Origin of the sequence: Bacillus hominis, assembly GCF_018332515.1 — a bacterium.
Lineage (GTDB): Bacteria > Bacillota > Bacilli > Bacillales > Bacillaceae_G > Bacillus_A > Bacillus_A hominis.
The window spans coordinates 1-9,814 of sequence record NZ_BOQD01000305.1; the positions used below are offsets into that span (position 1 = coordinate 1).

At 32.3% G+C, this 9,814-nt stretch carries 15 protein-coding genes; 9 read left to right on the top strand and 6 right to left on the bottom strand.

Annotated features, from left to right (window positions below; genetic code table 11):
• Nucleotides 1-109: 109 nt before the first annotated feature.
• From KI356_RS23080 to coaW, 6 genes are all read left to right on the top strand, one after another.
• Nucleotides 110-1,312, top strand: coding sequence for an MFS transporter (locus tag KI356_RS23080; protein ID WP_212936569.1), 1,203 nt, complete (start codon nt 110-112; stop codon nt 1,310-1,312).
• A 160-nt stretch (nt 1,313-1,472) separates the two neighbouring features.
• Complete coding sequence (locus tag KI356_RS23085) at nt 1,473-1,775, top strand: hypothetical protein (protein WP_212936580.1); 303 nt, start codon at nt 1,473-1,475, stop codon at nt 1,773-1,775.
• A gap of 179 nt (nt 1,776-1,954) precedes the next feature.
• A complete protein-coding gene (locus KI356_RS23090) occupies nt 1,955-2,323 on the top strand; it encodes a hypothetical protein (RefSeq protein WP_212936570.1) in 369 nt (122 codons plus the stop codon).
• 278 nt (nt 2,324-2,601) lie between these two features.
• The gene (locus KI356_RS23095; protein WP_212936571.1) at nt 2,602-3,801 is read left to right on the top strand and encodes an LL-diaminopimelate aminotransferase; all 1,200 of its coding nucleotides are present in this window, start codon (nt 2,602-2,604) and stop codon (nt 3,799-3,801) included.
• Nucleotides 3,802-3,858: 57 nt separating this feature from the next.
• Nucleotides 3,859-4,257, top strand: a complete 399-nt coding sequence (locus KI356_RS23100; RefSeq protein ID WP_212936572.1) for a 3-hydroxyacyl-ACP dehydratase FabZ family protein — start codon at nt 3,859-3,861, stop codon at nt 4,255-4,257.
• Between the two features lie 27 nt (nt 4,258-4,284).
• Nucleotides 4,285-5,106 carry a type II pantothenate kinase gene (coaW, locus tag KI356_RS23105; protein ID WP_212936573.1) on the top strand — a complete coding sequence of 274 codons (822 nt, stop codon included), beginning with the start codon at nt 4,285-4,287 and terminating at the stop codon, nt 5,104-5,106.
• Between the two features lie 24 nt (nt 5,107-5,130).
• Here the strand turns inward: coaW and KI356_RS23110 are convergent, their stop codons facing one another.
• From KI356_RS23110 to KI356_RS23135, 6 genes are all read right to left on the bottom strand, one after another.
• Nucleotides 5,131-5,631 (bottom strand): 2'-5' RNA ligase family protein, encoded by a 501-nt coding sequence (locus KI356_RS23110; RefSeq protein WP_212936574.1) that lies wholly within the window; start codon nt 5,629-5,631, stop codon nt 5,131-5,133.
• Between the two features lie 118 nt (nt 5,632-5,749).
• Complete coding sequence (locus KI356_RS23115; protein ID WP_212936575.1) at nt 5,750-6,229, bottom strand: CcdC family protein; 480 nt, start codon at nt 6,227-6,229, stop codon at nt 5,750-5,752.
• A gap of 36 nt (nt 6,230-6,265) precedes the next feature.
• On the bottom strand, nt 6,266-6,937 hold the full coding sequence (locus KI356_RS23120; protein WP_212936576.1) for a DUF4052 family protein: 672 nt from the start codon (nt 6,935-6,937) through the stop codon (nt 6,266-6,268).
• Nucleotides 6,934-7,806, bottom strand: coding sequence for an ATP-binding cassette domain-containing protein (locus KI356_RS23125; protein ID WP_212936577.1), 873 nt, complete (start codon nt 7,804-7,806; stop codon nt 6,934-6,936). The genes KI356_RS23120 and KI356_RS23125 overlap by 4 nt, the downstream gene beginning before the upstream one ends.
• A complete protein-coding gene (locus tag KI356_RS23130) occupies nt 7,806-8,183 on the bottom strand; it encodes a GntR family transcriptional regulator (RefSeq protein ID WP_212936578.1) in 378 nt (125 codons plus the stop codon). The genes KI356_RS23125 and KI356_RS23130 overlap by 1 nt, the downstream gene beginning before the upstream one ends.
• A gap of 170 nt (nt 8,184-8,353) precedes the next feature.
• Nucleotides 8,354-8,947, bottom strand: coding sequence for a DUF4825 domain-containing protein (locus tag KI356_RS23135; RefSeq protein WP_212936579.1), 594 nt, complete (start codon nt 8,945-8,947; stop codon nt 8,354-8,356).
• A 440-nt stretch (nt 8,948-9,387) separates the two neighbouring features.
• Between KI356_RS23135 and KI356_RS23140 the strand changes: the two genes are divergently transcribed.
• The 3 genes from KI356_RS23140 to KI356_RS23150 form a co-directional block, all read left to right on the top strand.
• On the top strand, nt 9,388-9,528 hold the full coding sequence (locus KI356_RS23140) for a YrzI family small protein (RefSeq protein ID WP_128280323.1): 141 nt from the start codon (nt 9,388-9,390) through the stop codon (nt 9,526-9,528).
• A 27-nt stretch (nt 9,529-9,555) separates the two neighbouring features.
• Nucleotides 9,556-9,699, top strand: coding sequence for a YrzI family small protein (locus KI356_RS23145; RefSeq protein WP_000142704.1), 144 nt, complete (start codon nt 9,556-9,558; stop codon nt 9,697-9,699).
• A gap of 28 nt (nt 9,700-9,727) precedes the next feature.
• On the top strand, nt 9,728-9,814 hold an 87-nt coding region (locus tag KI356_RS23150), incomplete at its 3' end, for a YrzI family small protein (RefSeq protein WP_212936581.1).

The following is a 9,814-nucleotide window of genomic DNA, read 5'->3' on the forward strand; positions in this document are numbered from 1 at the left end:
CACGTAATATAGACGCTGACTCTAAAAAAAGCACGTTAAAAAATAACGAATAAATAAGGAGGTTTTATATACGATTTTTAAATTATAAATGACTGCGAGGTTTTTAATTATGTGGCGTAATAAAAACGTTTGGATTGTATTAATTGGGGAGTTTATTGCTGGTCTCGGTTTATGGCTTGGTATTCTTGGTAACCTTGAATTCATGCAAAAATATGTCCCTTCTGATTTCATGAAATCAGTTATATTATTTATCGGACTATTAGCAGGTGTTCTAGTTGGTCCTATGGCTGGCCGTGTCATCGATCAGTATGAAAAGAAGAAAGTTCTTCTATATGCTGGGTTTGGTCGGGTTTTAAGTGTTATTTTTATGTTTTTCGCTATTCAATATGAAAGTATCGCTTTTATGATTGCTTTTATGATTGCACTTCAAATTTCAGCAGCTTTTTATTTCCCTGCATTACAATCTGTAATCCCACTCATCGTTAATGAACATGAGCTATTACAAATGAACGGTGTACATATGAATATCGGTACAATCGCTCGTATTGCAGGTACTTCACTAGGTGGAATTCTTTTAGTTGTAATGAGTTTACAGTATATGTATGCCTTCTCAATGGCAGCATACGCTTTATTATTCCTCTCAACTTTCTTCCTACAATTTGAAGATCAAAAGTCTACTACATCAAATAAACAATCAGCTAAAGATAATAGTTTTATGGAAGTATTTCGTATTTTAAAAGGAATCCCTATCGCTTTTAAAGCACTTATATTAAGTATTATCCCTCTTTTATTTATAGCTGGATTCAATTTAATGGTTATTAACATTAGCGAAATGCAACATGACCCAACAATTAAAGGATTCATATATACAATTGAAGGTGTAGCGTTTATGTTAGGTGCATTCGTTATTAAACGTTTATCTGATCATTTCAAGCCTGAAAAGTTACTATATTTCTTCGCATTTTGTACCGCTTTCGCACATCTTTCCTTGTTCTTTAGCGATATAAAATGGATGGCTCTTGCCTCATTTGGTTTATTTGGATTTAGTGTTGGCTGCTTCTTCCCTATTATGTCGACAATTTTCCAAACGAAAGTCGAAAAAAGCTATCACGGGCGTCTCTTCTCATTCCGTAATATGTTTGAAAGAGTTATGTTCCAAATTGTCTTACTCGGCACAGGCTTCTTCTTAGATACGATTGGATTACAGTATATGGTTCTAATTTTCGGAGTCATTTCATTGGTGATTATTTTTATTTCCCTATCTAAGCAAAAACAATTTGAAAAACAAACGTCGCAATCTACGAATTTATAACATAAACACTTTAGGCATGGATTCAGTTTTATATTGATCCATGCTTCTTTGTTTTATAAAAATCCCATTTATTACCTTTATCGAAGTTATTTAAAGGAGTAGACCCTCTTGCTTCCGAATACATTATATAAAGGATTCTCTATAAAAAGGAGTGGTGGAAATTTCTAATGGCATGCAATTATTAATTATCCTTCTTTTTTCATTAGTTATGTTTGGCGTCCTTAATTTTTTAGCCATTTCCTTATCTCAAAATAACTTTAAAAGAAGGATTGTTGCAGGTTTCGTATTTTTATTGTTAACTCCCATTATCTTGTTGACTACTACAGCATTCGCTTCTATATTCGATAAAGGTGGAATTGGCTCAGCTAACTTAGCCTTTAGTATTGCAAATGTATATGTTGTAAATGGAATTGTCATTCTTCTTTCCGCTTCATTTATCCTCAAAAGACATAACTTAAGATAGGCTGCTAGGCATGAATCTGGCATTACAGTAGATTCATGCCTTTTTATTTTGAAATCCCCATCTTTCTCTAAATTTTTATGTGAAATTTAGTAATTCTTTATAAAAATTTAAACTTTATTTTTTACAATATTCCTATCTTATTCGCACGTTTATAAAAACTAATAAGAAAGGAGTACAAAATGAAAAAGTTTCTACTTATTTTTCCTATATTAATCGTTCTACTTAGTGGATGCAGTAATAATGATATATACAGCTCTTGGGAAGTCGTTGATAATAAAAATGGTGAATGCCCAGTATATTATAAATTTGAAACAGTTGTAAAAGAAGAAAAGAAAGAAAAGCTTGTTCAAAACTTAGTAGAAATGCATACAACAAATAAAAAAGAAGATCTATATAAAGGAACATTTGTAAAAAACTCTAATGTGTATCACATTGATTATGGTAACTCGTTTACATCAGATCAATCTATAAAAGTTGTCGATAATAAATTAAATGTATACTTCATGAATGCTGAGAAAATGTGTACATACAAAAAAACAAGTAACTAACTATTAGAATTCAGCAACTTCAAAAAACTACAAAACCTCCTAAATGGTATGGATGAAATATGCAATAAACTTTTAAGTTAGCTGACTTATCATTTAGCCATCCTCTTCTAGAAAAATTGGAAGAATAACCAGCTTGTGAAGTATGATATTTATTCCAATCCCTTCCTCTAAATTTGTCAATCGTTTTAATTTTCATAAAAAAATGATAAAATGTAAACATGTGTTTTCAGAATAATTAAAAACGCAGAAAGAAAACACTGTTTTTAGGAGGGGTTTTGATGACTTACACGTTAGCAACTAGAATGAAAGCATTCCAATCTTCTATTTTTAGTGAATTAGGGGCCTATAAAAAAGAGAAAATTGCAGCAGGTCATAAAATGATCGATTTAAGTATCGGGAATCCCGATATGCCTCCTGCTGATTTTGTAAGAGAAGAAATGGTACATACGGCAAGTGCAAAGGAAAGTTACGGATATACGTTATCTGGTATTCAAGAATTTCACGAAGCTGTAACTGAATATTACAATGACACTCATAATGTTATATTAAATGCTGATAAAGAAGTTTTATTATTAATGGGTTCACAAGACGGACTCGTTCATTTACCTATGGTATATGCAAATCCTGGAGATATAATATTAGTTCCTGATCCAGGATATACAGCTTATGAAACAGGTATTCAAATGGCTGGCGCAACATCTTACTATATGCCATTAAAGAAAGAAAATGATTTCTTACCTGATTTAGAAGTTATTCCTGAAGAAATCGCCGTTAAAGCGAAGATGATGATTTTGAACTTCCCAGGGAACCCAGTTCCAGCAATGGCTCATGAAGATTTCTTTAAAGAGGTAATCGCATTCGCGAAAAAACATAATATTATCGTTGTCCATGATTTTGCTTATGCTGAATTTTATTTCGATGGTAATAAGCCGATAAGCTTCCTATCAATACCTGGAGCAAAAGAAGTTGGTGTTGAAATTAACTCTTTATCAAAAAGTTATAGTTTAGCAGGTAGCCGTATTGGATATATGATTGGAAATGAAGAAATTGTCGGTGCACTTACACAGTTTAAATCCAATACGGATTACGGTGTGTTTTTACCAATTCAAAAAGCAGCATGTGCTGCACTAAGAAATGGCGCCGCTTTTTGTGAAAAAAACCGCGGTATTTATCAAAAACGTAGAGATACTTTAGTCGATGGATTCCGAACATTTGGTTGGAACGTCGATAAACCAGCTGGTAGTATGTTCGTCTGGGCTGAAATTCCGAAAGGATGGACTTCTCTAGAATTCGCTTACGCATTAATGGATCGTGCAAATGTCGTTGTCACACCAGGTCATGCTTTCGGTCCTCATGGTGAAGGTTTTGTACGTATTGCACTTGTTCAAGATAAAGCAGTATTACAACAAGTCGTTGAAAATATTAAAAATAGCGGTATTTTCTCTCTTGAAAAAGTAGATGAATTAGTTAAAAATTAATTACAACTCCCCCTGCTTAACTTTTGCAGGGGTATTATTATTAACTGGAGGTACGGTATGAATATTAAAGATACTCTTCCCCATCGCTATCCATTTTTAATGATCGATAAAATCACAAACGTTAAAGAATCTCAATCAGCTACAGGATACAAACTAATCACAAATAACGAGTGGTTTATTAATAACAATCAAAACTATATGCCTCATATGCTAATTGTAGAAGCACTGGCTCAACTTAGTGCTTTTGTAAGTACAGGTGAATCTGAAGGACTTGGTTTCCTCTCTTCTTTAGATGGGGTGGAATTTCATAGAAATGCGTACCCTGGTGATATGCTTGACTTACACTATGAATTAACACGTAACAGACGAGGTTTTATTCTTGGGAAAGGAATTGCCTCTGTAAACGGTCAATCAATCGTTACTATTGAAAAGCTATTAATATATCAAGCTGATTAAACAGATTACATAGTAAGGAGTAGGAAAATGCGGAATGTTGTTGGTATTGATGCTGGGGGAACATTAACAAAAATTGCTTACTTTAACGAAATGCACAAATTAGTTTTTGAAAAATTTTATTCACACGAACAAGGAAAGATTATAGATTGGCTCAAGAAGAACAAGTCAATTACGAAATTATGTATCACAGGTGGGAAAGGTGAACAACTACAAAAACGACTTTCAGATTCATACGAGACAGTAACGTTAAACGAATTTGATGCTACCATAACAGGTGTTCACCATATCCTTAACGAAGAAAAGCAATCTATTAACAATTTTGTTTTAACAAATATCGGTACAGGTACTTCCATTCACTACGTTCATGATAAACAATATGTTCGCGCCGGTGGAACTGGAGTTGGTGGCGGTACAATTATGGGGCTTTCAAAACTATTAACAAATATAGATCATTTTGAAGATGTAATCCCACTTACGAAAACAGGATCAAGAAAAGGTTTAGATATTACGGTTGGAGATATTTATGGTGGTATTCTCTCTCCTATCGATAATAGCTTAACAGCTAGCAATTTCGGAAAATCAGCCATTACAGACTCAAATTATAGTAGCTCTGATATACTAGCTACCATTCAAGGGCTTGTCGGCGAAGTTGTCACAGCATTAAGCCTTCAATTCGCTGAAGCGAAAAACATTGACCATATCATTTACATCGGTTCTACCCTATGTAATAACGTACACCTTCAAAATATTATCAGTAACTATACAGAATACCAAAACAAAGTACCAGTCTTTTTACAAGATGACGGTTATAGCGGTGCGATTGGCGCTTTGCTTCATGTTACGAATTAAAAAAGCTGACTTTTGTCAGCTTTTTTAAAGCAATACTTCAAATTCAATAATCGATTCTCCGTTCTCACCAATACGTTCCACACTAATTCTATCGATTATACCGTTTAACTTCTCATGAAAATTAGGAATATCCTTTGCTAGTTCAGTAGCTAACTGCGAGCTTTCTTTTCTTCCGACTGTTACATGGGGGATGTATGGAATATCCGTTCTCAAAAATTGTAGTAAAGGACCTGTATACAATCTATCATGCAATTCTTCTATTTTGTCTTTCCCTATTTCCACTTCCAAAAATAAATACTCTCCCTCGCTGTTTATCCGGCTAGCAAATTTAATTTCAATCGGACGAATCCCTTTGAACACATTCAAAATATATAATTTCAGCTCATCATTCGAAATGGAACTTTCAAATGGGAATACAATTGTTATATGAGGAGGGATTAATCCGAATAAAGGATCATGCTTTTCTCTGATACTTTCTATTTCATCAATGGGCATGTTATGTAAAAACAGTAAAATTGTACGCACTTTTATATCCCCTACTTCCCCTCAATTTTTTATATTTATCATATTGCATGGTAACTTGCACTTCAACAAGTTATTTCACTTACATAGAAAAATAAAAAACTTCTCAAATGAGAAGTTTTCATATAGCATGATTATTATTTTCCCGCCAAACTTTCCTGAACTTTATATAACAAGCAATTCTCCAAGGAATGATATACGATACTGCAACGACGTAAAATAATAGACCGATCGTTTGTTGATCTAAATCAACGATATATTGTCTTGAACCATATCTTAAAATAACAATTCCAATAAAGGTAATTAAAAAGGCTGCACTTTTTTTCGTATAAATGTTCCCATCTTCTCTTCGCTCATAATTTGTTAGAATTATAAGTGGGATCGCGAAAAGAACTCCAATTAATACTGCTATAACGACTTGTACTAGTGCTAGATGTACTGGACCAAAAAACCATATTATCCCTGGTGTTAAAAATAGTAATGGCCATAAAATACGTTTTCCCGTTCCTTTTATCGGTTTATACATAGAGCGGTAACGACGCCAAAATATGAGCAGCGCAACACATAAAAAGACTGTAATTAGTGAGGATGTGTCTCCCATATACTTTCCTTCTCTCTAAAATAATCTAACAATATTTTAAACCGTTTGTTCAAATGAAACTTTACGAATAAATATACTACTAGTTATGATATATAGAATGGTTAATCCAATTGAAATTACAGTAAAATATGGTATATCTATTAAAGATAGATCACTTGTAAATATTAAACTTTGTATCCCTGCTTCTCCAAAAAGCACACTATTTGCTGTTAAAAAAAGTGTCCCACCGATCATAAGACCGATCCACTTAAATCGTTGCTTAAAAACTACTACTGCCTGAAAGAAATATGCTATTGTAACATAAAACAAAAATTGTAAAATAAATTGTTGTGTTAATTGTTCTCCAATGCTAATATTCCCTAAATTATATTTTATATCTTGTAAAAGCATAACTTGAATAAATGAAAATAACGCAGATTGCAGTACAATATAACAAATCGCTCCGGTAAAATATTGTATCCTTGTCACACCAAATGAAATAGCTAAACGAAATAAATCATCTTGTATGATGAAAGTACTCCCTATTATAAACATCATAATTGCTATAGAAGGATTATTGATAAATTCGGGTAAATAACCAATTTTCATTCCATATAGATTAACAGCATTCATAGCCCCTTTTATTAATAAAGCTGCGATCCAAAATATTAAAATTGCTTTATAATGAAAATTTATATGTAACTTTAACTGCTTCATTAACATCGTCATTTCACTTCACCACCAGTTATGTGAATAAATAATTTTTGTAATGTAATTCTATCAACTGCCATTCCTTCTTTTTCAAGAGAGTAATAATCTTCATTAGAAAGCTCTTCCCATATAACAGCAATACCCTTCTTTCCATAAACTTCTCGATTTATAACTTTTTTATTGATCGAAAACGCATCTACTTTATCTTTTTGCCCTGAAATTATATGCCCCTGTTGTAATATATCTTCCACTGATGATTGAACAATAAGTCGCCCTTCTTTTATAATGATCACATCTTCAATAACATGGGTCACTTCTTCTACTAAATGTGTTGATAATATAATTGTTCGAGGATACTCACCGTAATCTTCTAATAGTAAACTATAAAATAACTCACGATGTGCTGCGTCTAAACCTGTAGTTGGTTCATCAAAAATAGTAATCGGTGCCCTACTTGCTAGGCCTTGAATGATTCCTACGACTGTTTGCATGCCATGTGATAGTTTATGGTATTTCTCTGTCATATTAAGCTGAAATTTATCTGCAAGTTCCTCAGCATACTTTCCATCCCAATTTTTATAAAACATGCTACACATCTTAAAGATTTCTTTTACTTTATAACTTAAATGAGCTTCTTCTTTCACTCTAACGAAACAAATATTTTGCATCGCTTTACTATTTTCAAAAACATTTTCGCCAAATATAGATACGCTTCCACTACTTGAAATAATTTGACCAGCAAGTATGTTTAATAATGTCGTTTTTCCTGCTCCGTTCCTTCCAAGTAAACCATATATTTTATGATTTTCCACTTTAATTGTTACTTCGTTTACAGCTAGTTTCTTTTTATATTTTTTCGTTAAATCTTTCGTTTCAAGTGCAAACATTACTCTTTCCCCTCCTTCGTAATTTTTTGTATCATATCCATCAATTCGTCTTTTGATATTTCTAGTACTTTTGCTTCTTCCCACACTTTAGGTAAATACTCTGTCATAAAAGTATTTTGTCTTTTTTTTAGTACGACTTCTTTTGCTCCCGTTGCAACAAACATCCCAATCCCTCTCTTTTTATATAAAATCCCCTCATCCACTAGTAGATTTACTCCTTTTGCAGCTGTAGCTGGATTAATTTGTAGCATCTTCGCAAATTGATTTGTCGATGGAACTTGTTCTTCTTCAAGTAATATGTCTTTTAAAATATCAGCTTCAATTGTTTCTGCAATTTGTATATATATTAATTTATTTTGCTCCAGAGTTGGTTTCACAATTTCACCACCTTAGGTTCATAGGTTCATTACTTATGTAATCAACCATATCACATCACTTTATTTTTTACCATAATTTTCATAAAAAAAGAGAATCATTCGATAATGAATGACTCCCTTTAAAAAATGTTCGGATTTTCAATCGTGAAATAACCCCATCTTCCCCCATATCACTTAGATTTCCGCACAGGATGTTCATCAAAAAATTGCTTTCGAAAATCTTTATTATTAACTAGCTTTTCTATTTTTTCTTGATTACCGTAAAAGAAGTTCATTACGTTCCCCTTATTCCATATTTGATCACCCTTCGGAAAATCATTAAATTCTTTATAAAGTATGGATAAGAGTTCTTCTCTTTTCAATTCAAAATTTTGATTTTCAACCTGAAACTCATATCCTTTCGCATTTGGTACTAAAATTGCAAGATAAATAGCATTAAAGAGAAAGTTCTTTTTCATCGTATCCTTTCCGTCAAACCAATACGTCTCAATGATATCTTCTGTTAAGTCACTGTTCTTTTTCTCACCGTATTTCACCGCGATCTTCTCATTTTTCAAATTTATACTTTGAACTGTTTCACCACCAGGTAAGTTTGTAACAATCGTAATAACGTCGGAATTATTTCCAACGTATGTCCCCGTATATTTTTTAAAAGCCCCAGGTTCAATATGTGATATTTCTTTTATTTGTTCCCCATTAGAACAAGCAGTAACAAATAAAAAAATTGTTAGCATAACACCTGCTATTCTATTCATATACTTCATTAGATACCCCCATTTTCTATTTATACTTTAAGTAATACAATATACCCATTAATAACCCTTCGAAATATACGCATTTTAATCAAAATTAAAAATTTTCAATTTTTATGTTTACAATTATCCATTAATTGTATATAATTACTAACGTAAGAAAAATATTCTAAAAGGAGGTCGAAGGAAATGATGAAATTACAATTACATGCTTTAACTTTAGCGTTAACTGCACCTGTATTTTTCGGACAATTAAATATGAATTCGACCACCATAATGGAGAATTGAAAATCGTACTTTATATCTTTTAATTCATAAATTCGCCACAGGAGGTCGTATACTTTCCTGTGGCTTTTTCACGCCCAGCCATAGGAGAACGATATCTTCCTGTGGCTTTTTTGTGCGATTTTTTAGTCTCTTACATTATTTTTTAAAGAAAGGAGCAACATTCGATGACTATTAGCGTATTGTTTTTAAGTATTACGATTCAAAGAAATACACTTTCCAAAGCTGAAATTTTTCATAATGAGCAAATTGAAAAAGCTATGAACGATATTAAGGAGCGCCAAATGCTTTATTGTGATCACCTGTAATTCCTTTTCGAAAGGAGGAATTCGTCTATGACTTTTCATATTTTCTTTTTTACGACAGCACTTCAGAAAAAAACGTTATCTGAAGCTGAAATCTTTCGTAAACAACAATTAAAACAAACTATGGATAAAATAACGGACATTAAAAGTTCGTATTATACACAAATGTATTAAAAATAAATTATAAAGGGGCAGTATCCTAATGAAATTTAAAGCTTTCTTTTTAACGATTACCATTCAAAAACGTAAACTTTCAAGAGATGAAATTTCACGTGAACAACAAATTAAA

Bases quoted from the DNA above. Each gene is read 5' to 3' on its own strand.
- KI356_RS23080 (WP_212936569.1), top strand. From the start codon at position 110: ATGTGGCGTAATAAAAACGTTTGGATTGTATTAATTGGGGAGTTTATT.
- KI356_RS23090 (WP_212936570.1), top strand. From the start codon at position 1,955: ATGAAAAAGTTTCTACTTATTTTTCCTATATTAATCGTTCTACTTAGT.
- KI356_RS23095 (WP_212936571.1), top strand. From the start codon at position 2,602: ATGACTTACACGTTAGCAACTAGAATGAAAGCATTCCAATCTTCTATT.
- KI356_RS23100 (WP_212936572.1), top strand. From the start codon at position 3,859: ATGAATATTAAAGATACTCTTCCCCATCGCTATCCATTTTTAATGATC.
- coaW (WP_212936573.1), top strand. From the start codon at position 4,285: ATGCGGAATGTTGTTGGTATTGATGCTGGGGGAACATTAACAAAAATT.
- KI356_RS23115 (WP_212936575.1), bottom strand. From the start codon at position 6,229: ATGGGAGACACATCCTCACTAATTACAGTCTTTTTATGTGTTGCGCTG.
- KI356_RS23120 (WP_212936576.1), bottom strand. From the start codon at position 6,937: ATGACGATGTTAATGAAGCAGTTAAAGTTACATATAAATTTTCATTAT.
- KI356_RS23125 (WP_212936577.1), bottom strand. From the start codon at position 7,806: ATGTTTGCACTTGAAACGAAAGATTTAACGAAAAAATATAAAAAGAAA.
- KI356_RS23135 (WP_212936579.1), bottom strand. From the start codon at position 8,947: ATGAAGTATATGAATAGAATAGCAGGTGTTATGCTAACAATTTTTTTA.
- KI356_RS23140 (WP_128280323.1), top strand. From the start codon at position 9,388: ATGACTATTAGCGTATTGTTTTTAAGTATTACGATTCAAAGAAATACA.
- KI356_RS23145 (WP_000142704.1), top strand. From the start codon at position 9,556: ATGACTTTTCATATTTTCTTTTTTACGACAGCACTTCAGAAAAAAACG.